The organism is Phytoactinopolyspora mesophila, assembly GCF_010122465.1.
GTDB lineage: Bacteria > Actinomycetota > Actinomycetes > Jiangellales > Jiangellaceae > Phytoactinopolyspora > Phytoactinopolyspora mesophila.
Map to the genome: position 1 here is coordinate 726,137 of NZ_WLZY01000002.1, position 21,359 is coordinate 747,495.

Genomic DNA, 21,359 nt, shown 5'->3' on the forward strand with positions numbered 1-21,359 from the left:
ATGGTCGCGGTAAGCCGCCCCGGGGCCCGTCCGGCCGTCCCCGGAAAAGCCGAGAGGCCGTGACCCCTTTTTAACAGGGCACGGCCTCTCGAGCTTCTCAGGGCTTATTGCTGTCCGGAGATGATGTTCTCCGAGGCTTCGTCGTCAGCCATCTCGAGTTCGCCATGTGCGTGGTGGCTGTGCTCGAGCTCCTCGGCCGTCGGCTTCGGAATGACATCGCCGAAGTAGAACCGGGAGATCTGCGCCCGTCGACGCTCCTTCTTGTAATCCGGGTTCGGAATACCCTGTGCATCCGTGGCCGGACCGGGTTCGTAGACAACGTCGCGCTCGTGGGCGGTCAGCGTGAAGGCGGTGGCTTGATCGAGCGGGACGTGCCGCTCGGTGAACTCACCGTCCGGGCTGACCATGATGATGCCCGACTCACGTCCGTGCAGCACCTTCTCCCTGTCTCGACGTTGCAGGCCGAGGCAGATCCGTTTGGTGATCCAGAACGCTATGGGCGGCATGACAATCACGCTGACCTGCAAGAATCTCGACACCCAGTTGACCGGGATATTCAACGTCGTGGCGAAGAAGTCGTTTCCGCCAGCGATCCACAGAAGGATGTAGAAGACGATGAACGCGACGCCGAGCGAGGTGCGAACCGGAACGTTGCGCGGCCGGTCGAGAGTGTGGTGCTCGCGGTTGTCACCGGTGATCTTCCGCTCGATCCATGGATACAGTGCGAAGGCCGTCAGGATAACGCCGGGCAGGATGATCGCGGGTAGTAGAACGCTGGGTGCGAAGTAGTACCCGAAGATCCCTATCTCCCAGGGCGGCATCAGCCGCAATCCACCGTCGAGGAACCCGATATACCAGTCTGGCTGGACACCCGCCGTGACCTGCGATGGATCGTATGGACCGTAGAACCACAATGGGTTGATCTGGATCGTCGCCGACATCAAGAAGATGAAGCCGAAGACGATGAACATGAACCCGCCGGCCTTGGTCATGTAGATCGGGAAGAACGGGTAACCGACGACGTTCTTGTTGCTCTTGCCAGGACCGGCCCACTGGGTGTGCTTCTGGAACCAGATCAACAGCAAATGCAGAGTGACCAAGGCGACGATCAGACCGGGTACCAGCAAGATGTGGATCGCGTAGAACCGGGAGATGATGTCTTCGCCCGGATACTCCCCGCCGAAGAGGAAGTATGAAAGATAGGTCCCGATCACCGGCATGGCTAGTACGCCACCCTCGATGATCCGGAGCCCGGTGCCGGAGAGCAGGTCGTCCGGGAGCGAGTAGCCGGTGAAGCCGTTGAGCGCCCCCAGCACCAGAAGTGTGAGGCCGACCAGCCAGTTGATCTCGCGCGGCTTGCGGAACGCGCCGGTGAAGAACACCCGGAGCATATGGACCGACATGGCGGCGACGAATACGAGGGTGCCCCAGTGGTGCACCTGACGCATCAGCAGACCACCACGGACCTCGAACGAGATCTCGAGGGTCGAGGCGTACGCTTCGGACATGCCGATGCCGCGCATCGGCACGTAGGCGCCCTCATAGGTGATGTGCGCCATCGAGGGCTTGAACCACAAGGTGAGGAAAACACCGGACAGAAGCACCAGGATCAAGCTGAACAGGGCGATCTCGCCGAGCAGGAACGACCAATGGTCGGGGAAGACCTTGCGTAGGTTCCGCTTCAGCCAGTTATTCGACCTGACCCGATCATCGACGAATCCGACGACCTTGCCAGCGCCTTTGACCACTGCGTTGTTGCTGGTGCTCACGTCCGCGGGCGTGCTGGTGGTGGTGCTCATGATCTACCGCGCTCCCAGTATGTCGGCCCGACCGGCTCCGTGAAGTCGCTCTGCGCGACCAAAAATCCTTCGTCGTCGACCGCGATCGGCAGCTGAGGTAGCGGCCGGGTAGCCGGGCCGAAGATGACCTTGCCGTTGTCGGCGAGGTCGAAGGTCGACTGGTGACAGGGACAGAGCATGTGATGGGTGGTCCGCTCGTACAAGCTGATGGGACAGCCTGTGTGAGTACAGATCTTGGAGTAGGCGATGATGCCGTCGACGTGCCAGTTGTCGCGGCCCTCCGCGGGGGACAGCTCGTCCGGCAGCATCCTGATCAGCATGACCGGGGACTTGGCGCGCTCGTTGATACGTGCGGGGCCGTGGTCCGGCAGATCCTGATAGGTGGCGGGCATGACGTTGACCAGTTGGCCCAGCTCGAGCTCGGAAGCGCGGATCGGCTGGAAGGTGACGTCGGTCAGCAGCCTGACGCCTTCGGCCCAGACGGTGTTCTCCTTGGTGTCACCGGGCAACGGGCCGAGGTCGCGAAGTAGCACGATGGCCGGCAACGGCAGCAGGGCCAGCGCGCCGAGCAGCGAGTTCCGGATCATCTTGCGCCGGCCGAAGCCGGTCTCCTCGGTGCCGAGGTTGAAGTCGGCGAGCGAGTCGTTTCTGGCTTCCACCGGGCTGTGGAGCGGCTTGCGCTTCTCCGCGAACTCCGGGCTGGTCATGAGTGCACGCGACCACTGCACGGCGCCCACGCCGATGAGCAGCAGTGCCAGCCCGAGGGTCATTCCGAGGGCGAAGTTGCTGACCTGGACGTCGCCGACATTGCTGACGCCTTCGGGCGTCTCGATCTCGAAAGCCACATAGGCGACGATCGAGGCGATGATGAGCACCGAGGCGAGACCGAACATACCGGCAACCTGCCGTTCGGCCCGCCGCTGAGCTTTGGCGTCGACGTCGGTCAGCCGTGGTCCGGGGTCATGCATGCCCGGATCCGGAATGGGATCACCCGCTGGTGCGTGATGCTCCACCTCACCGGATTGCTCGGGGTGGTCGACCGGGTAACTCATGTCCTCACTCTTCGATGTAGTCATGACGACGACCTCCTGGCTGCCGCCGACCTGGTAACGATCCAGGCAGCGAAGCCGATGAGTCCGGCGAGACCGACGAGCCAGGCCCAGAGGCCTTCGGAGACCGGACCGACCCGGCCGATGCCGAGACCGCCGGGGTTGGGCTCGTTCTCGACCGAGTGCAGGAAGGCGATGATGTCGCGCTTGTCCTCGGGCACGAGAAGCTCGTCGTTGAACACCGGCATCGCTTGGGGGCCAGTAAGCATGGCCTCGTAGACGTGCTTGGGGTCGACGCCGGTCAGCATGGGCGCCTCCTGGCCGTACGTGAGCGCACCGCCCTGCCCGGAGGTGTTGTGGCACTGGGCGCAGTTGGTGCGGAAGAGCAGGCCACCGCGGGCGATGTCCACTCCATCGGCCTCAGGGTCGATGATGTCGCCCTCGGGAATCTCCGGGCCCGGAGCCAGCGAGGCGACGAATTCGGCCATGGCCGCGATCTGCTCGTCGCTGTAGGCCACCTCTTTGGCGGGCGCTTGCGCGGCCGGGGCCGCCATGGGCATCCGGCCGGTGCCGACCTGGAAGTCGACCGCTGCGGCACCGACTCCGATCAGAGACGGCCCCAGCACCGTGCCGTCTTCGCGGATCTGGCCTTCGCCGCCGAGGCCGTGGCATGACGCGCAGCCGATGGCGAACAGCTGGCGGCCTTCCTCAATCTGCGTGGACTGGGCCGTGGCGTTGGAGGGAGCGCTGGTGGTCGGTGAGAGAGCAGCGTAGGCCGTGCCGCAAGTGAGGAGTACGACGAGCAGGACCGCCACCGCCGCCAGAGGGTGGCGGCGGCGTGTCGACAGCGTCCGGCCGAACCACCCGCCGGCGCGGCGGCCCGAAGAAGATCGAGACACGTTTCTCCTCATCACTGGATGACGTAAATGGTGAGGAACAGGGCGATCCAGACGACATCGACGAAGTGCCAGTAGTAGGAGACGACGATGGCGCTGGTGGCCTGCTCGTGGGTGAACCGCCGGGTCATGTAGGTGCGTCCCATCACGAGGAGGAACGCGAGAAGGCCAAGAGTGACGTGCAGACCGTGGAAACCGGTGGCCAGATAGAAGATCGACCCGTAGGGATCGCTCGAGAGCGTCAGCCCCTTGTGGAGGACCAGCTCCGCGTACTCGTAAACCTGGCCGGCGATGAAGAAGGACCCCATCAGGAACGTGAGGACGAACCACTCACGCATGCCCCACTTGCCGACCTGGAGTACGCTGCCGGTCCGCCCGACCTGGCCACGTTCCGCGGCGAGCACGCCGAACTGGCACGTGACCGACGACAACACCAGGACGGTGGTGATGGTCAGCGCGAACGGCACGTCCAGTAGCTGAGCCTGTTCTTCCCACACACCCGGGGCATTTGACCGGAGCGTGAAGTACATCGCGAACAGAGCCGCGAAGAACATGAGCTCGCTGGACAGGAAGACGATGGTGCCGACCGAGGACAGATTTGGTCGCACCGGCGCCTGTGGATGGGCAGAGTCAGCTGCAGTCGTGGAAGCCACGTGGCCATTATGTCGGTACCGCTTCGCGGATGTGACCCCGCCCCGCCGACACGCCGTCAAACAAGCCAGTACCATCGTGAATGACAAGATGGCCAGCGGTGACAGAGCAGACGCGAACGATCCTGCCTGCGGTGTTCGCCGAGGCCCGCCCGCTAGATCGAGTGCCAGCGAGGACTACCCGATGACCAGCAACGAGCCGAAGATGACTGTACTCGTCTACAGCGACGACCGCGCCACGCGCGACAAGGTCCGGCTTGCCATCGGGCGGCGGCCCGCAGCCGACCTTCCGTTGGTCGAACTCGTCGAGACGGCCACCCAAGCGGCCGTGATCGACGCTTTGGAGACCGGCGACATCGACGTCGCGGTGCTCGACGGCGAAGCGGTACCGATTGGCGGCATGGGTATCGCGCGGCAGGCGAAAGAGGAGATCTTCCAGGCGCCGCCCATCCTGCTCCTGATCGGCCGTCGTGATGACGCCTGGCTCGCCACCTGGTCCCGGGCCGAGGCAGTGGTGGCTCACCCACTGGACCCACTGGAGGTCGCCTCGGCGGTCGCGGACCTCATGCGCCGACGCGCGGAGCTGCGAGCCGCATCATGAGTGGGGCGCCGCAGACGTGGCCGGAGTTGTTGTCGTCGCTGCTTAACCGGCAGGATTTGCCCGCCGAAGCCACCACCTGGGCGATGAACGAGATCATGCGCGGCGAAGCGACGTCGGCGCAGATTGCCGGATTCGTGATCGCGCTGCGGGCCAAGGGAGAGACGGTCGACGAGGTCGACGGCATGGTCGAGGCCATGTACGCCAATGCGACACCTTTCGGCACATCTGGCCAGCTCCGCCCGGCACTCGACATCGTCGGTACCGGCGGTGACCGCTCGCACACTGTGAACATCTCGACCATGGCGGCGATCGTGGCGGCCGGCGCGGGAACCAGGGTGGTCAAACACGGCAACCGCGCCGCGTCCTCGGCCTGCGGGGCGGCCGACGTACTGGAAGAGCTCGGTGTGCGGCTCGACCTTCCACCGGAACGGGTAGCCGAGATCGCCGACGAGGTCGGCATCACCTTCTGTTTCGCGGCGGCCTTCCATCCATCCATGCGGCACGCCGCCGTCCCTCGTCGCGAGCTCGGGGTACTCACCACGTTCAACTTCCTGGGACCCCTGGCCAACCCCGCCCGGCCCAGTGCACAGGCCGTGGGCGTTGCTGATTCCCGTATGGCGGGGATCGTGGCTGGGGTGCTGGCCGGTAGGGGAGTGTCTGCCCTGGTATTTCGCGGCGACGACGGTCTGGATGAACTGACCACCACCACAACATCGCGGGTATGGGTCGTACGCCAGGGCGAAGTTGTCGAAGAACGTTTCGACCCGGCCGAGCTAGAGCTCGCTCCCGGCCGGCCCGAGGCCTTGCGCGGCGGCGATGCTGCCTACAACGCCGATGCCGTACGCAGACTCCTGGCTGGCGAGCAAGGCCCGGTCCGTGACGCTGTGCTGCTCAACGCTGCCGCCGGTCTGGCCGCGTTTTACGGCTCGGACGCGCCGCTTGTGGAGCGGCTGGCGGCCGGCCTGGAACAGGCACGCGCGGCCGTCGACTCCGGCGCTGCTGGCGCGGTGTTGGAGCGTTGGGTGACCGCCGCGCGTTGAGACTCGGGGCTCCGGCTCATGGAACCTCTCCTCGCCCAGCAGACTCGGTCCGAGAGTGGCTTCGCGATCGTCGTCCCTCGCTGATGCCCGCCACGCCATGGAGAGGTTCCATCAGCCGGAGCCCCTCCTCGCCCCGCAGACGCGAGTAAATGGATGGCGCCGGAGCCACTTAGCCACCTTCGGCGCCTAGGGCGAAAGCGGCCTCGAGATCGTGCCGGGAGTAGGCCCGGAACGCGATGTGCGTCTCCGTGTTGAGCACGCCTTCGATCTTGTTCAACCGGTCAGCGACGACGTCGGCGACGGCTTCATGGGTGCGCACCCGGACCATCGCGACCAGGTCGATCTCGCCCGTGACGGAGTAGACCTCGCTGACGCCGTCCAACGCGGCGATCTTCTCAGCTACCTCTGGAATTCTCGCGACGTCGGCCTGGATGAACACGATCGCAGTGATCACAAGCTGTCTCCTCTCTGACAAGTCAGACACTACCTGGGTGTCGGCGAAGCCATCTGGCTGACCCGAACTCCTGGGGGTGCTCATCCGGTGGGGCGTAACCCGCGGCGGTCGGTGAAGGGTTGGGCGTTCATGTGATCTGTTTCCGAAGCGGCCACGATGTCGGCATAGGCAGCCGCGCTGGGGGCGGGGTAAGACCAGCAGCCGTCCACCTCGACCAGCCGGACACCCGGCGTCTCCAGCCAGCGGAGCACGCACTCGGCTTCCTCCGAGGTGCCGGCCGGCAGCGGCGGGGGAGGGCTACCGACCGTCTCGGCCGTGGCCACGAGTGAGCTGACATACGGGCGGGGGTCGGCGCCCGGTGGCGATGTGCCCGCGGCTGCCAGCCGGCCGTGCCGGATGACGTGGATCTCCCAACCGCCCATCTCGAGCCGCCTTGCGGCCACGAGTTGCCGGACGGCGGCCAGCGCGGCTATCCGCTGACACCGCATCGCCGTGCGAACGAAGGCGGACAGACGATCTCGATGCGACGCGGCGTCCTCGTAGCGCTGCCGTTCGGCGAGGTCGTCGATACGCCTGCGCAGGCGTCGTACGACGGTGCTGGGATCACCGGTGAAGGCGGTACGCACGGCGTCGGCGTGCGCCGCATACTCGTCAACGGTCTCGGCGCCCGAGCAGGGCGCCCCGCACCGGCCCATCTCGGCCAGAATGCACGGTGATGTCGGCTTGGACGGGGAGAGGCGCTGGGTGCATTGTCTGATCGGAATGGCCTCGTGCAATGCCGTCATAGTGGCCTCGGCGCTGCGTTTCGAACTGAACGGCCCGAGGTACGCGGCGCCGTCGTCGCGAACCTGACGAACAAGCGACAGCCTGGGGAAAGGCTCGATGGTGAGCTTCAGCCAGCTGCCACGTTCGGGGAATCGCGAACGACGGTTGTACCGGGGCTTGCGTTCGGCGATGAGCCGTAGCTCCCGGACCTCGGCTTCGAGATTGGTGGCACATTCGATTCCGGTGATCGACGACGCGATGGCGACCATCTCGGTCATCCGGGTGCGTGTCTCCGACGCTGTGAAATACGTGCGAACGCGAGCGCGCATGTTCTTGCTCTTGCCCACATAGAGCGCCCGTCCGTCGGTGTCGGCGAAGACATAGACCCCCGGGGCGGAGGCGACCCGTTCGGCGAGATGGCGTTTGGCCCGCTGGGCCGGGGTAACGGTGCTCTGCCACAGGCTGAGCTCTTCGACCGTGTGTACACCGACGTTGCCCAGCCGCTCTAACAGGCCGTGCAGTACGTCCACCGTCGCCCGGGCGTCGTCGAGAGCACGGTGGGTCGGCATGGTGCGGGCGCGGAAGAGAGCGGCCAGCGTGGACAGTTTGCAGTTGTGTGCCTCGTCCCGTGCCAGCACGCGGCGGGCGAGCCTCGCGGTGTCCAGGACCTGGAACTTCGGCCAGGCGATCCCGAGCTGGTCACAAGCGGCCCGGAGAAAGCCGATGTCGAACGGCGCGTTGTGGGCGACGAGCACCGATCCGCGAGCGAATTCGAGGAACGACGGCAGCGCTGAAGTGACCCTGGGCGCATCGGCCAGCATCGCGTCGGTGATACCGGTGAGCACGGCTATGAACGGTGGGATCGGCACGGTGGGGCGAACAAGGGTGCTGAACTCGCCGAGCGTCTCGCCGCCGCAGACTTTCACAGCCCCGAACTCGGTGATTTCCGCTGATCTGGGAGAACCGCCGGTGGTTTCCAGGTCGACAACCACGAAGGTGGTGGACGCCAGCGGCAATCCGATCTCGTCAATGGTTCCTTGCACGCCCCGCATGCAACGCACGGTAGGTGCCGGCACCGACAACATCGACGAGCCACGCGGTACCGGGTCACCGAGATCTGGGCTCGGGCGGCAGTGCGCCAGGTCCCGGCCCGCTGCCGCCCGCAAGAGCCGCTGGCCGCGCGGAAGCTGATGACGTCGGCGTTTCCGCCATGGATGTGACGCCGGCGCTACGGGACCTAGGCTGGAATCGTGCTTCCCGATCCGGTCCGAGCCAGGGTTGTCGCCCTGGGCTCCGACATCCTCGGTACTCTCGCGCTGTCTGACGTCCCGGCTGCTCTACGCCCGGTGGCGCGGTTCGCGGCCGCCAAGCGGGCTCGGCTCGGGGGTGCCGCTATAGCGGCCGCAATCGAGTCTGAGCCGTCCTTTCGGCGGAAGGTGTTCGAAACCGTGGCCAAGAGCAATCCCATGCTCGTGCGGAGTCTCGAGAACGGCGAGCCGCCGGCTGCGGCGGATCCGGTCGAAGTCGCGGCGATCGCATACCTGCAGCGACCGGAGGGCTGGGAGGACCTGGTCGATGCCGCCGCGGCCGCGGTGGAACGGGAGGCCGAGCGGAGCCGGGGACAGCGCGAAGCCGAGGTCGCCGCCCGGATACAGGAGCAGTTGGACGCCGCGCGAGCGCATGCGCGGGAGACACGCGACCGTCTCAGAGGCGAGGTGAACCGACTCAAGGAGGAGAACTCGACCCTGCGCCGGACGCTTCAGCAGACCCGGTCCAAGCTGTCAGCGGCGCGGGACGCCGAAGCTGATGCCCGGACCGAGGCCGCCACCGCGGTGGAACAGGCCCAGGCCGCCCAGAAGGCCGCGGAATCGGAAGCGCGGAGGCTGCGTTCCCGCCTGGCAGAGGCTGAGGAAGCCGCTGCGGCCAACCGGCGAACCGGGCGAGGCGAACGCGATCTGGGCACGGCGCGCCTGACCCTGCTGCTGGATACGCTGTCCGATGCCGTGACCGGGGTGCGTCGCGAGCTTGCGTTGCCGGCCCATTCTCTACGCCCGGCGGACACCGTCCAGGCTGTCGAGCCGGCGCAGCCGAGGCCGGCGTCCGGGGTGGGGTCCGGCCGCGCCGCCAATGATCCCGCGTTGCTGTCCGAGCTGCTGGCCCTGCCACGCGCGCACGCGGTGGTGGACGGCTACAACGTGACGAAAGAAGCGTGGCCCGCCACTCCGCTCGACGCCCAGCGAACACGGCTGCTCCAAGGACTCACCGCCCTGGCGGCTAGAACCGGAGCAGAGGTCACGTGTGTGTTCGACGGCTCCGACGTATCGGTGCCACCGCCGGTCGGGCTGGCCCCAGGGGTGCGGGTGCGGTTCAGCCGCCCCGGCCAGACGGCCGACGAGCTGATCAGGGATCTGATCGCTGCCGAGCCCGAAGGGCGAGTCGGAGTGGTCGTGTCGTCCGACCGGGAAGTCGCCGAGTCGGTGCGGCGTCCCGGTGTGCGTTCTGTCGAAGCGGCAGCGCTGGTGGGCCTGTTGCGCACCTGAACGCCTGATCCCTGTGAATCTCGTGGTGCCACAGTGGCGGACTCTGTCAGTGCCCGCGTTTACCTTCATTGACATCTGGATGTGACGGCAGATATCAGGAGGTACAGGAGATGCTGATCGATTGCGACCGTTGCGAGATGCGCAACCTGGCGTGCTCCGATTGTGTGGTGAATGTCCTACTTGGTGGCGGTGTCGCCGATCTCGACGGGGCGGAGCAAGAGGCTATCGGCGTTCTTGCTGATGCGGGCATGGTTCCGCCCCTTCGGCTCACGGTTGTGGAGCAGGTTCCGGGCACCGCAGACGCTGATCTTGGCAAAAAGTTCACAGAAACTTGGCCCAGGGGTTTGCCTGACATGCGGTCGGCTGGCTAGGCTCCCGCATCAGGTGCCTGCTGCCAGCCCACTCAACGGAAGGATCAGTGTGCCTGAGCACAGTAGTCGATCGCGTAAGTCCCCTCGAGGTTTCATAGCGCTCTGTGCAGCGACCGTTGTGGTCGCGGCGGGCGTGGGGCTGGTCCAGGTCGGGTATGCCGACCCGAGGCCGACTCTCGAGGAAGCAGGGGAGAAGGTCGACGAGCTCAATTCGAAAGTCACGAAGGCCACTGAGCGTTACCACCTTGCCGGAGAGAAGCTCGAGGAAGTCGAGCGGCGGCTGGAGCGTGCCGAGGGCGCCATCGCCAAGCAGGAAGAGCGAGTCGCGAGGGCGCTCGCCGATATGGCGGGATACGCCGCCGCCACGTATCAAACAGGCGGTATCGACCCGACCATTCGAACACTCCTGTCCGACGACCCTGTCGGCTATCTCGCTCACGCCTCGGTGCTTGACGCCTACGCCCGCCAGCAGGCAGACCAGGTCACTACCGTCGCGCATGAAAGCCGCGAGCTGGAGCAGGTGAAGCTCGCCGCGGACGAAGAACTTGCCCGCCGAACAGCCATCGAAGAAGAGATCGAGGCCGAGAAGGCGGCCATCGAGGACGCGTTGGCAGAGGCCGAGGCCATCCTCGATGAGCTGGAAGAGGAAGAGCGCGAGCGCCTCGAAGAGGAGCGTCGCCAGCGCGAAGAAGAAGAACGTCGGCAGCGTGAAGAAGCCGCCGAGGACCCAAGTCGCGGTGGTGACGACGACCGCAATGGCGACGCCGACGACGGCGACACCGACGACGGCGACACCGACGACGGCGAAACAGATGATCCCCCGCCGAGTGGCAATGCCCAGGCGGTTGTCGACTTCGCGATGGCACAACGCGGCGATCCATACCAGTGGGGTGCCTCTGGGCCCAGCTCGTGGGACTGCTCGGGTCTGACGATGATGGCCTGGCGTCAGGCGGGCGTTTCGTTGCCACGGTCCTCGGGTTCACAGATCAACGTCGGCACCAGGGTTTCCCGGAGCCAGCTCCAGCCAGGTGACCTCGTGTTCTACTACAGCCCGATCAGCCACGTCGGCATCTACATCGGCAACGGCCAGATCGTGCACGCCACCCGCCCAGGTGACGTGGTTAAGGTGAGCCCGGTGGATCAGATGCCGTTCGCAGGTGCCAGCCGTCCAGGCTGAGGCTGTCACCCCGAGGGTGGCAGGACTGTTTTCCGAAGTGGGAAACGGGTAATGACGGCGGCATGTGGACGCCAGATGAACGTGCCCCCTCGGTCAGGCATCTAGGTCTCTCAGAGGCCTACCGAACAACGGGGAATGGCCGGGTTCGTGCGCCTGGATTTCCTTCGGGCGCACGTTCTGGGCGGTCCACGCGCCAGCCCAGCGCGACCGGCCACGAGGTGCTGTCCCTCACCGGCCCGGTCCCGCACACTACCCGCAGCCCCTATTCGCGCGACCTCTTGAGCCGAACGTCGCAGTCTGGTTGGTCTTCTATGGCAAGCTCTCGTTAATGTCTCGCACTCTTGTCGTGACCAACGACTTCCCGACCCGCCAGGGCGGCATCGAGTCCTTTGTGTATGCACTGTGCGATCGGCTGCCCTCGGAAGAAGTGGTCGTCTACACGGCGTCTATGCCCGGTCACCGCGAGTTCGACGAGAATCTTCGATATCCCGTCCTGCGGGATCGATCCTCCGTGCTGCTACCGACCCGTGAGGTGGCGAAGCGTACAGCAGCGGTGATGCGTGACTACGGCTGCACGTCGGTGCTCTTCGGGGCCGCGGCCCCGCTCGGCTTGCTCGCGGACAGGCTGCGAGACTCGGGAGCGGAGCGGATCGTCGGACTCACCCATGGGCACGAGACGTGGTGGGCCAAGGTGCCCCCCGCGCGGCTGGCGTTACGCAAGATAGGCGACTCGTGCGACACCTTGACCTATGTCTCTGGGTTCTGCCGGCGCCGAATCATGAATGCGTTGTCGCCGGAGGCCGCGGACCGGATGGTGCGGCTTGCGCCCGGCGTCGACACCGGTGTATTCCGGCCCGGGGCCGGCGGCGATCGGGTCCGTCAACGGCTCGGGATTGAGCCAGAGCGTCCGGTGTTGCTGTCGGTCTCTCGTTTTGTGCCGCGCAAAGGCCAGGACATGCTGATCCGCGCCATGCCAATGATTCTGGCATCGGTGCCTGATGCACTCTTGCTGCTCGTGGGCGACGGGCCGAATCGTCGTCGGCTGGAGCGGCTGGTCCGGCAGCACAGGCTGGAGCACAGTGTCCTATTCGCCGGCGCGGTGCCGTGGTCGGAGGCGCCCGAGTGGTTCGACGCGGCTGACGTCTTCGCCGTACCGTGCCGGACCCGACTGGGCGGTCTTGAACCCGAGGCACTCGGGATCGTCTTCCTGGAGTCCCAGGCGGCCGGGCGGCCCGTCCTGGTGGGTGACAGCGGTGGTGCTCCGGAAACTGTCCGGCATGGTGAGACAGGTTATGTGGTGGACCCGCTCAGCCCGTTGACCATCGCACGGCGAGCTACGCCGCTGCTGGCGGATCGAGAGTACGCGAACGAGCTCGGCATGAAGGGTCGCGAGTGGGTGAACCGCGAGTGGGCGTGGGAAGCCTCCATGGAGACCCTCCGTAAGCTCCTCACCCTGTGAAATCCACCCGGTGATCGTGAGCGGATTCCGGTCGTCATAACTCGCCCAAATTGCACCAACTCGGGCGGGTGGACGGCAGAATCCCGCTCACGATCACCGGATGGGTGTTGTGCTGTTTCCGCGGTGCCGGCGCTCGAAAAGGCGACCGAGCCCAAGTGCGCGAGTGGGGGTGGGAAACAGAGAGAGGAGTGTGTGGGCTCAGAAGACCCGTCCATGGTGCGGTGGGCATCTCCGTCACCCCGTTGTGCTGTTTCCGCGGTGCCGGCGCTCGAAAAGGCGACCGAGCCCGAAGCGCGGGTGTAGGCGGGAGGTGAGAAAAGAGCGCAACGAGAGGGTGGCCTGAGACGATCCGTCCATGGTGCGGTGGGCATCGAAAGCGACGGAGGAGCTTTCGCGGGCAAGGGCGGATCGTCTCAGGCCACCCTCGGAAGCGAATCCCTCCCGCGCCCACACACGCCCCTACGGCTCCGTCGTGTTGTCGAGCAAGCCGGCCCGCACTGCCGCCATGATCGCCTGCGCGCGGTTCCCGGCACCGAGTTTGTCGTAGAGCTTGGATACGTGTGTCTTGGTGGTGGACTCGCTGATGTAAAGCTTGCGGGCGATGCTGGACACGCCGAGCCCTTCAGCTAGCAGCCCGAGGACTTCCCGTTCGCGGCGGGTCAGTTGCGGTCCGGTCGGGTTGAGCTTGCGATGCATCGCCTCGGCTAGGTCGGCGGCGATGAACGACGACGGCTTGGCGGCGGCGTGCCTCGCCGCGGCGACGACGTCGTCGCTGGGCGCGCTTTTGGGCACGAACGCCGACGCTCCGGCGTCGAGCGCGGCGAACAGCTGGTCGTCGCCGGCGTACATGGTGAGGATGACGAGACCGACCTCGGGGCGCGCGGAGCGCAGCGCCTGTGCCAGATCCAAGCCGCTGCCGTCCGGCAGCCTGACGTCAAGTACCGCTACGTCCGGCTGTACCGTCTCGGCGAGACGTCGAGCCTCGGCGACTGATCCTGCCTCGCCAACTACTTGGAACTCGGCGTCGCGCTCGAACGCACGGCGAAGCCCTTGCCGGATGAGCTCATGATCGTCAACGAGCATGACCGTCACTGGCACGGATTACCCCTCTTCATTGTCTGGTCCCAGGGATACGCCAACGACGGTACCCCCTTCAGGTGCATCTTCGATCACCAATGTTGCTCCGATGCGCCTGGCGCGCTCAGCCATGATGTCGAGCCCGTAGCGGTCGCTCGGGCGGTCCCGCATTCCCGTGCCGTCGTCGGCGACGCGAATGTGTGCTGATGGCGGATTAACACTGACGGTGACCCACAGATTACGGGCTTTTGCATGCTTACGCACGTTGGTGATGGCTTCTTGGCCAATTCGCAGCAATTCGGCCTCGACTTCGGGGCGAAGACGTTCCTGACCTTCTTGATTGACCAGGTGTACCTTGAGTCGTGCTTGCGCGCCGACCTGGCGGGCGTATCCGGAGAGGGTCTCGCCCAGGCCGGTTTCGCGGTCCAGATCGCTACGCAGGTCGAAGACCGAATGCCGCAGCTCGGTGACGATCCGGGTCAGCTCCCGCCGCAGGGTGGTGGCCAGAGACGCGGTGTCGGCGCTCGTCGTGCGGGCGAGGAGATCGTCGACGAGATAGCCCATCGAGGCCAGCTCCTGGGCGATGCCGTCGTGGATCTCCCGGGCGAGGCGTTGCCGCTCCTCACGGGTGGCGAGCTCGCGCACTTCGTCGAAGAGCAGGGCCGTTTCGAGCCGTACCGCGCCCTCGTCGGTCGACCGGGCCAGCTCGGTGAGTTCGTCAGGGGATGCCTGTTCGGGAACATCCGCGACGACGGCGCCGATGGTCCGCGACCCGACCCGGAGCGGGAGGACGACGCGATGCCCGCGCCGGCCGGCCGGCGCCCAGGCAGGCACCTCGTTGGTCCAGGCGTCGAGCACAACGGGATCGTGTTCGGCTCCCACGAGCCAGCCGTCGTCGTCTCCACGGCGGGCTAGTGGAAACAGGACGCCGCCTTCGCGGCGGACCAGCAGCGCGGCTCTTCGTACGTCCATCCGGGCGGCTACGTTGTCCAAGATCCCCTCGGCAAGTGTCATGGGATCGAGGCCACCGGACAGCCGCCGGGACACTACGCGCAGCTCGGAAAGGAGCCGGTAGGCGGCGGCGTAGCGTTCGCCGTCGGCGACGTGGACGTTCTCCTGGCGCAGTAGCCAGGCGCCGATGGCGCCGGTGACGAAGACAATCGCCAGCCACGCGGCGAGGCTGCTGGCGGAGCTGAGGTCGAGCAGCGCGTTGCGCGCCAAGATGTCGCCCGCGGCCATCCCGAGTGCGGCGATGATGGTGGCGAGAATCGCTCCGCCCGCGCCGCCGGTGAGGCCGCCGGCGAACGCCGGCAGCAGAAGGTATGGCAGCGCGAGGTAGGCCTCCGGGAATCCGAGGCCGATGACGATCGAGGCGAGCGCCATTTCGCCGGCGGCGCGCAGCCGGGACGGCGGCAACGCGCGTTCCGCGATGGCCGCGGCCAACGCTACGAGCGCCAGGGCACTGAGCCACCACCAGGCTTCGGTCAGGCTGCTGGCCGAGCCTGTCAGGGCAACCACCAGGGCAAGGACACCGGGCCGCGCGACCGCGAGCGCCCGCCAATGACGCTGTGCCACCGCGGGGTCGGACGTAAGAACGCTCACAGCGGATAAGTGTGCCTTATCGGCTCCGAATGTGGCGTGTTGAGCACGGTCCGGCCAGATATTGTTGGGCGTCACTAGTTGATACGAGTGGGTCATCCAGATAAGCCCGCGAGGAGGAGCTGCCGGATGGCGCCGGTGAGACGACCTTGAGCACGGACTCGCGCCGCCCGTCCGTCGACATCATGGACGAGACTTTTGTCGTCGCCGACCGTTCGGCCTTGGCGGCGGTGCTCGCCGACCCCGGCCTGTGGCGACGATGGTGGCCGCGGCTGCAGCTCACCGTCGTCGAGGACCGCGGACGGCTTGGCACCCGATGGACGGTGCGGGGCGAACTGGTCGGCACCGCCGAGATCTGGCTGGAACCTTGGCACGATGGCGTGATCGTCCATTGGTTCTTGCGAGCGGAACCGGCCGCCCCTGACACCGGACTCCGCTGGCGTCGTCCCCCGGATCCGACAAGGATCCGCGAGCGTTATGTGGCGTCGTTCAAGCGCCACATCCATGCGCTGAAGGATGAGCTGGATGCTGGTCGGATGGCTGGTCACGCCCGTCCCTCGAAAATGAGCCGCCGGCCGGCGCCGCCGGCGGCCAGTAGGTAACCCAGCTAGGCCGTTGCCGGCCAGGCACTCTATGGTTATCCGCATGGCTGCGCAGACCACGTCCAGCATCACCGTTGCCGCCCCAGCAGCGGACGTCATGGCGGTCATCGCCGACCTCGAGGCCTACCCGGAATGGACGGCATCGGTACGGCAGGTTGAAGTGCTGACGGTGTACGACGACGACGGCCGGCCCGGTGAGGCGAAATTCGTGCTCGACGCGGGACCGGTCAAGGACACCTACACGCTGACCTACGAGTGGGACAACAACCACGAGGTCCGGTGGAGCCTCGTGGAGGGCACGCTGATCAAGCAGCTCGAAGGCTCGTATCGCCTGGTCGAGGGCGACAACGGTACGGAGGTCACCTACCAGCTCACGGTCGATGTATCCATCCCTCTGCTGGGCATGATGAAGCGCAAGGCGGAGAAGGTCATCATCGATACGGCGTTGAAAGAGTTGAAGAAGCGCGTGGAGAGCGGGTCTGGGGAGTGAGGCAGAGCATTGGCATCGACGTCGGCGGCACCAAGATCGCCGCGGGCGTCGTTGATGAGAAGGGCGAGATTCTCGCCAGGACACGGCGTGACACCCCGTCGAAGGATTCGCCGGCCATCGTCGAGGCGATCGTGGAGGTCACCCGGGAGCTGGCCGCCGACTTTGACGTCGACGTCGTAGGCGTAGGGGCTCCCGGTTTCGTCGACGCCGGGCGGTCCCGGGTCTTCTTCGCTCCCAATCTCGCGTGGCGAGACCTCGAACTACGTGATCAGGTGGCTACCGCCACCGGAATGCCGGTGGTGGTCGAGAACGACGCCAACGCGGCCGCCTGGGCGGAGTTCCGCTTCGGCGCCGCGGCCGATGTGAACGACATGGTGCTTCTGACGATCGGCACCGGCGTGGGCGGCGCACTGGTGCTCGGTGGCGAGTTGTACCGGGGTTCACACGGCTTCTCCGGGGAGCTCGGTCATGTCCGGCTGGTACCGGACGGACAACTGTGTGGCTGTGGCCTGCGTGGCTGTCTAGAGGCCTACGCGAGCGGCACCGCCCTGGTCCGGAACGCGCGAGCGGCGGCCACCAGCGCCGCGGTGGCGGTGCCGGGCTCGGCCGCCCTGCTTCTGGAGTTGGCCGGAGGTGATCCGGACGCGATCACCGGCCCCATGGTCACCGCGGCGGCCAATGAAGGTGACGTGCTGGCGAGGCATCTCATCACTGAGGTCGGCACCTGGCTGGGGGCCGCTATGGGCTCCTTCACCGCTATCTTCGATCCCGCCGCGTTTGTCATCGGAGGCGGCGTGGGTGATGCCGGAGACCTCCTGCTGAAGCCGGCCGAGGAAGCGATGCGCCGCAACGTCACCGGTGGTAGCCAGCTGCCACACGCCACGATCCGGCTGGCGACTCTCGGCAACGACGCCGGAATCGTCGGAGCGGCGGACCTAGGGCGGCTCTGATACGCCATGTCTGACTTCACTGACGGTTCGGCGGTCCGCGTCCGGCTGGTGTCCTACAACGTCCGCGGTCTGCGAGACGATGCCGGCGCCGTGGCGCAGATCCTCCGGGAGCTTGACCCCGATGTCGTGTGCCTACAGGAAATGCCCCGATGGCTCGCCTGGCGCGGGCGCTGCGCGGCCCTGGCGCGCCGCGCCCACCTGCTGTACGCCGGTGGCGGAGGAAACACCGGTGGCACGGGGTTGATGACGGCTGTGCGGGTAGACGTGCACGATCTGCGGGAGCACCGGCTACGGCGCACGCCTGGCCTGCATCGCCGGGGAACGGTGCTCGCGACGCTCGGAAAGGGCCCGGCCCGATTCGGCGTTGCCTCGGTCCACCTGGGTTTGGATGCTGCCGAACGAGCCCGGCATTTCACCGATATCAGTGGTCTGATCAAGCAGATGACTCGTTCGGTCGAAGGTGCAGGGACGCGGGGCGGCGAGCGTTCCGGCCAGGCGGCGTCGCGGGCGGAAGACCCGGTCGTGATCATCGCCGGGGACATGAACGAGACGCCGAGCGCGATGACATGGACACGAATCGCTGGGCAATACGTTGACGCGGGCGCCGACGACCCGACGCCGACGTTCTCCACAGCTCAGCCACGGCACCGGATCGATGGGGTGTTCACGCGAGGCCCGGTCGAGGTGGCGTCGTACAGCGTGCTGGATTCGCCACTGGTGGCCGCCGCCAGCGACCATCGGCCAGTGGTCGCTGATCTGCTGCTGCCGTCGTCCAGTCGCCCCGCGGCGTTCGGGTGATCGCCGCGGCGCGCTGACGACGGCCACGAACTTCTAGACGACCGCCCCGTTGTCAGGATCGTGCGGGTTGCGGCCCCGCATCCGACCGATCAAGGTCACGAAACCCGCGACGAATCCGCCCACCAGAACGAGCATGACCTCGTTTGACGGCGTCCAGTTCAGCACGCTGGAGAGCAGCAGCACGGACGGCGCGCCGGCCATACCGGTCCAAGCCCATCGGGTGGCGCGATCTCCGCGAGGAATGGGCGGCGGGTTCGGCGGGACGAAATGGTCGTCTTCGGAGGTGTAGGGCTCCGCCGTTCCGTCGGCCGACGACGCGGCAACACGACCGCCTTCGGGGGTTTCCTCATGGGGGAGATTCCCGGGGATACGCGGTGTGCGGGCGTAGGGGTCGGGCATCTCGCCGTAGGGATCGTCCTCATGCTGGTCGGGGAGATCATCCTGTTCGACGTTCTCGGCCGCCGGCCATCGCGTAACGCCGTCGCGGGGCTCGGGGTCGGCATTGAAGGCATCGACCAGTTCGGCCCACGTCTTTTCGTCGTCGCGTTCGCCGCTCATCGGTAAGGCGCACCCCCTTCGTCCCGTATAACAGCGAGGCAGCCGTGGAGCTTCCTGCTTGGGTGTACCGGCTTTGTCTGGGCTCGATCATGGGCCGGCCGCGTAGCCGCACGCATGGCCACTATCGTCCCACGGAACGCGGCCTATGTGCCTACCCGCACCGCTGTGTGGGACGCAAACCACACTTCTTTGTACGTGTTGCCGGATCGAAGCTGCGAATGGCCCGCGCGCCGATTTGGCAAGGTTCTCAGCAACGGACTCTGACCAGGTGGGTAAGGCAAGTGCAGCCTCGGCCAGGTGAACCGTGACGCGCCCAGGTACGGGTGGCCCGAGCGTACGGGGGCATTCTCGTTGTAGTGTTCCGACGTGCTCTATTGGCTGCTCAAGAAGGTACTGCTGGGTCCTCTTCTGCGTGTCTATTACCGCCCGTGGGCAGAGGGCACCGAGAACGTCCCCACCGAAGGGCCAGCCATTCTGGCTGGTAATCACCTCACCGTGGTCGATTCGTTCTTCATGCCATTGCTCCTACCTCGTAAGGTGACGTTCTGGGCCAAGAGCGACTATTTCACCGAAACGGGTGTGAAGGGCTGGTTCAAGCGCTTCTTCTTCTCGCGCACCGGCAATCTTCCGGTGGATCGCTCCGGTGGACGTGCCAGCGAGCAAGCCATGCGAAGCGCGCTGAAGGTGCTGGAGGAGGGCGAGCTGCTCGGCCTGTATCCAGAGGGGACACGTTCGCCCGACGGCCGGCTGTACCGGGGCAAGACCGGAGCGGCCCGCCTGGCGCTGGCAGCGAAGGTCCCGGTGATCCCGGTGGCGATGATCGGCACCGCAGAGATGCAGCCGGCCGGCCAGCTCATCCCGAAGCGGATGCGTCCAGGGGTACGTTTCGGCAAGCCGCTCGATTTCAGCCGGTACGAAGGGCTCGAGGCCGACCGCTACGTGCTGCGGGCCGTCACGGACGAGATCATGTACGCCCTCATGGAGCTGTCCGGCCAGGAGTACGTCGACGCCTACGCCGCGAGTGTGAAGGCGAAGCTGGCCGCCGAACAACGCGACAAGAAGTCGCCCGGCGACGACTGACTGCCCGGCTCCGCCTAGATGATCATGTTTGGTGGGTTTTCTCGTGCCTCACCATGACTGCAGGCATGGCGGCGCACGAGAAAACCCACCAAACATGATCATCTAGGCAGCGTTCGGGGGGCAGCGGGCGGTGGGTGCCAGGTCAGCCGTGCCGGCCCGGCGTGTGCTCGGGCTCTGGCTCCGCCGGCTGTACGCTGTGGCTGGGGAAGTCTTCGAGCTTCCCGGTCGGTTCCTCGTCCCATTCGCGGAACGTGAGCGGGCTGGACAGGTATACGGTCAGTAGTTCCGCGATGCGCCGGATCCCGTCGATGTGGGTGCGCTCGTGCCCGTGGCTCGACTCCACGCCGAACCCGATCAGGGCGGTGCGGCATTCCATACCTGACTCGATCGCGGGAGCGGCGTCAGACCGGTAGTAGCGGTAGACATCACGCCGGTAAGGAAGGTCGTTCTCTTCACACAGCCCGATCAGGTTCCGGGTGAGGTGGTAGTCGAACGGCCCCGTGGAGTCGAGCATGCCGACGTTGACCGTGTCTTCGCGTGACTCCTGTCCCAGGCTGACGACGGCATTGTCGACCGCGACAAGTTCCGCGACGCGGTCGTCCAGCCCGTGGGTGGCGCCCATGCCCACTTCCTCGCCGATCGTCACCAGGAGGTAGGCGGTGACCGGCAACGGGGCACTGTGCTCCACCAATGCCTTGACGGCGGCCAAACAGGCCGCAACGCCGGCTTTGTCGTCCAGGTGCCGGGACTTGACGAAGCCGTTGGGGGTGATCTGCGGGGCGGCGTCAAGCGCGACGAAGTCACCGACCTGAATGCCGAGCGCGGCAACGTCCTCACGGCTTTCGACTACCTCGTCGAGCCGGATCTCCACCTGATGCCACCCGACGCCCTGGGTGTCGACGTCTTCGCCGAAGTTGTGGCCGCTGGACTTCAGCGGTAGCACCGTGCCGGTATGGAAACGGGTGAGGTCGTCGACGAACACCGTGACGTGCGCGCCCTCGGCGAAGCGGGCGCTGTGCGTCCCGATGGGGACGACCTCGAGCCGGCCGTTCTCTTTCAGCCGCTTCACCATGCAGCCGATCGTGTCCGCGTGTACGACGATAGCCCGCGTGGTGTCGTCGGTGTCTCCGTTGATCGTGGCCCGCAGCACGCCGCGGCGGGTGACCTGAATCGGTACCCCCAGGTCAGAGAGACGGTCACCGATGATCTGCATGACGGCGTCGGTTCGGCCGGACGGGCTGGGCGTGCGCAACAGTTCCATGAGGACTTCGCGCAAATATTCATCGTCGATCTCGAGGCGGTCCATGACCCAAGGTTCGCACAGCGCTTTCCCCGGACGACGACCGCCTGCCCCGGTGATCATGAACACTAAGTGACGAATATGGTCACGTAGTGTTCATGATC

At 66.2% G+C, this 21,359-nt stretch carries 20 protein-coding genes; 10 read left to right on the forward strand and 10 right to left on the reverse strand.

The features are described 5' to 3' along the window. Positions 1 to 104: 104 nt before the first annotated feature. From qcrB to ctaE, 4 genes are read right to left on the reverse strand one after another with little or no spacing between them, the layout of a single operon-like run. Complete coding sequence (gene qcrB, locus F7O44_RS09430; protein ID WP_162449941.1) at positions 105 to 1,799, reverse strand: cytochrome bc1 complex cytochrome b subunit; 1,695 nt, start codon at positions 1,797 to 1,799, stop codon at positions 105 to 107. Further along, the gene (gene qcrA, locus F7O44_RS09435; protein ID WP_222851214.1) at positions 1,796 to 2,875 is read right to left on the reverse strand and encodes a cytochrome bc1 complex Rieske iron-sulfur subunit; all 1,080 of its coding nucleotides are present in this window, start codon (positions 2,873 to 2,875) and stop codon (positions 1,796 to 1,798) included. Before qcrA ends, qcrB begins: the two co-directional genes overlap by 4 nt. Further along, positions 2,872 to 3,747 carry a cytochrome bc1 complex diheme cytochrome c subunit gene (gene qcrC, locus F7O44_RS09440; RefSeq protein ID WP_343073845.1) on the reverse strand — a complete coding sequence of 292 codons (876 nt, stop codon included), beginning with the start codon at positions 3,745 to 3,747 and terminating at the stop codon, positions 2,872 to 2,874. Before qcrC ends, qcrA begins: the two co-directional genes overlap by 4 nt. An 11-nt stretch (positions 3,748 to 3,758) precedes the next feature. Further along, positions 3,759 to 4,397, reverse strand: a complete 639-nt coding sequence (gene ctaE, locus F7O44_RS09445) for an aa3-type cytochrome oxidase subunit III (RefSeq protein ID WP_343073846.1) — start codon at positions 4,395 to 4,397, stop codon at positions 3,759 to 3,761. A gap of 181 nt (positions 4,398 to 4,578) precedes the next feature. Here ctaE and F7O44_RS09450 point away from each other — a divergent pair, with 181 nt between their 5' ends. Both F7O44_RS09450 and trpD read left to right on the forward strand, forming a co-directional pair. Continuing rightward, on the forward strand, positions 4,579 to 4,995 hold the full coding sequence (locus F7O44_RS09450; protein WP_162449944.1) for a hypothetical protein: 417 nt from the start codon (positions 4,579 to 4,581) through the stop codon (positions 4,993 to 4,995). Next, positions 4,992 to 6,035: an anthranilate phosphoribosyltransferase gene (gene trpD, locus F7O44_RS09455; RefSeq protein WP_162449945.1), complete on the forward strand. Its 1,044-nt coding sequence runs from the start codon at positions 4,992 to 4,994 to the stop codon at positions 6,033 to 6,035. The genes F7O44_RS09450 and trpD overlap by 4 nt, the downstream gene beginning before the upstream one ends. 169 nt (positions 6,036 to 6,204) lie before the next feature. Here trpD and F7O44_RS09460 read toward each other — a convergent pair whose 3' ends face one another. Together F7O44_RS09460 and F7O44_RS09465 are read right to left on the reverse strand one after the other, a co-directional pair. Further along, positions 6,205 to 6,489 (reverse strand): Lrp/AsnC ligand binding domain-containing protein, encoded by a 285-nt coding sequence (locus F7O44_RS09460; protein ID WP_162449946.1) that lies wholly within the window; start codon positions 6,487 to 6,489, stop codon positions 6,205 to 6,207. 80 nt (positions 6,490 to 6,569) lie between these two features. Next, on the reverse strand, positions 6,570 to 8,306 hold the full coding sequence (locus F7O44_RS09465) for a DEDD exonuclease domain-containing protein (RefSeq protein WP_162449947.1): 1,737 nt from the start codon (positions 8,304 to 8,306) through the stop codon (positions 6,570 to 6,572). A 198-nt stretch (positions 8,307 to 8,504) separates the two neighbouring features. Here F7O44_RS09465 and F7O44_RS09470 point away from each other — a divergent pair, with 198 nt between their 5' ends. The 3 genes from F7O44_RS09470 to F7O44_RS09480 all read left to right on the forward strand — a co-directional run bounded on the left by F7O44_RS09470 (position 8,505) and on the right by F7O44_RS09480 (position 12,801). Next, positions 8,505 to 9,794: an NYN domain-containing protein gene (locus tag F7O44_RS09470; RefSeq protein ID WP_222851215.1), complete on the forward strand. Its 1,290-nt coding sequence runs from the start codon at positions 8,505 to 8,507 to the stop codon at positions 9,792 to 9,794. A gap of 504 nt (positions 9,795 to 10,298) precedes the next feature. Then, entirely contained in the window at positions 10,299 to 11,342 is a 1,044-nt protein-coding gene (locus F7O44_RS09475; RefSeq protein ID WP_162449948.1) for an NlpC/P60 family protein, read from the forward strand. A 328-nt stretch (positions 11,343 to 11,670) separates the two neighbouring features. Continuing rightward, positions 11,671 to 12,801 carry a glycosyltransferase family 4 protein gene (locus tag F7O44_RS09480; protein WP_162449949.1) on the forward strand — a complete coding sequence of 377 codons (1,131 nt, stop codon included), beginning with the start codon at positions 11,671 to 11,673 and terminating at the stop codon, positions 12,799 to 12,801. A 459-nt stretch (positions 12,802 to 13,260) separates the two neighbouring features. Here F7O44_RS09480 and F7O44_RS09485 read toward each other — a convergent pair whose 3' ends face one another. Further along, positions 13,261 to 13,884, reverse strand: a complete 624-nt coding sequence (locus F7O44_RS09485; protein WP_162450092.1) for a response regulator transcription factor — start codon at positions 13,882 to 13,884, stop codon at positions 13,261 to 13,263. Between the two features lie 18 nt (positions 13,885 to 13,902). Beyond that, positions 13,903 to 15,480, reverse strand: a complete 1,578-nt coding sequence (locus F7O44_RS31710) for a histidine kinase (RefSeq protein WP_162449950.1) — start codon at positions 15,478 to 15,480, stop codon at positions 13,903 to 13,905. Positions 15,481 to 15,626: 146 nt separating this feature from the next. On the opposite strand from F7O44_RS31710, the gene F7O44_RS09495 reads away from it, so the two are divergent. Genes F7O44_RS09495 through F7O44_RS09510 form a run of 4 tightly spaced genes read left to right on the forward strand, consistent with a single transcriptional unit; the run spans position 15,627 to position 18,317 of the window. Next, positions 15,627 to 16,079: a hypothetical protein gene (locus F7O44_RS09495; RefSeq protein WP_222851216.1), complete on the forward strand. Its 453-nt coding sequence runs from the start codon at positions 15,627 to 15,629 to the stop codon at positions 16,077 to 16,079. 43 nt (positions 16,080 to 16,122) lie between these two features. Continuing rightward, entirely contained in the window at positions 16,123 to 16,569 is a 447-nt protein-coding gene (locus tag F7O44_RS09500) for an SRPBCC family protein (protein ID WP_162449951.1), read from the forward strand. Further along, positions 16,566 to 17,519, forward strand: a complete 954-nt coding sequence (locus tag F7O44_RS09505) for an ROK family glucokinase (RefSeq protein WP_162449952.1) — start codon at positions 16,566 to 16,568, stop codon at positions 17,517 to 17,519. Before F7O44_RS09500 ends, F7O44_RS09505 begins: the two co-directional genes overlap by 4 nt. Positions 17,520 to 17,525: 6 nt before the next feature. Continuing rightward, entirely contained in the window at positions 17,526 to 18,317 is a 792-nt protein-coding gene (locus tag F7O44_RS09510) for an endonuclease/exonuclease/phosphatase family protein (RefSeq protein ID WP_162449953.1), read from the forward strand. 33 nt (positions 18,318 to 18,350) lie between these two features. Here F7O44_RS09510 and F7O44_RS09515 read toward each other — a convergent pair whose 3' ends face one another. Next, positions 18,351 to 18,875, reverse strand: coding sequence for a hypothetical protein (locus tag F7O44_RS09515; RefSeq protein WP_162449954.1), 525 nt, complete (start codon positions 18,873 to 18,875; stop codon positions 18,351 to 18,353). Between the two features lie 366 nt (positions 18,876 to 19,241). On the opposite strand from F7O44_RS09515, the gene F7O44_RS09520 reads away from it, so the two are divergent. Next, entirely contained in the window at positions 19,242 to 19,955 is a 714-nt protein-coding gene (locus F7O44_RS09520) for a 1-acyl-sn-glycerol-3-phosphate acyltransferase (RefSeq protein ID WP_162449955.1), read from the forward strand. A 142-nt stretch (positions 19,956 to 20,097) separates the two neighbouring features. Here F7O44_RS09520 and F7O44_RS09525 read toward each other — a convergent pair whose 3' ends face one another. Further along, positions 20,098 to 21,261, reverse strand: a complete 1,164-nt coding sequence (locus F7O44_RS09525) for an osmoprotectant NAGGN system M42 family peptidase (RefSeq protein WP_162449956.1) — start codon at positions 21,259 to 21,261, stop codon at positions 20,098 to 20,100. Between the last annotated feature and the right edge of the window lie 98 nt (positions 21,262 to 21,359).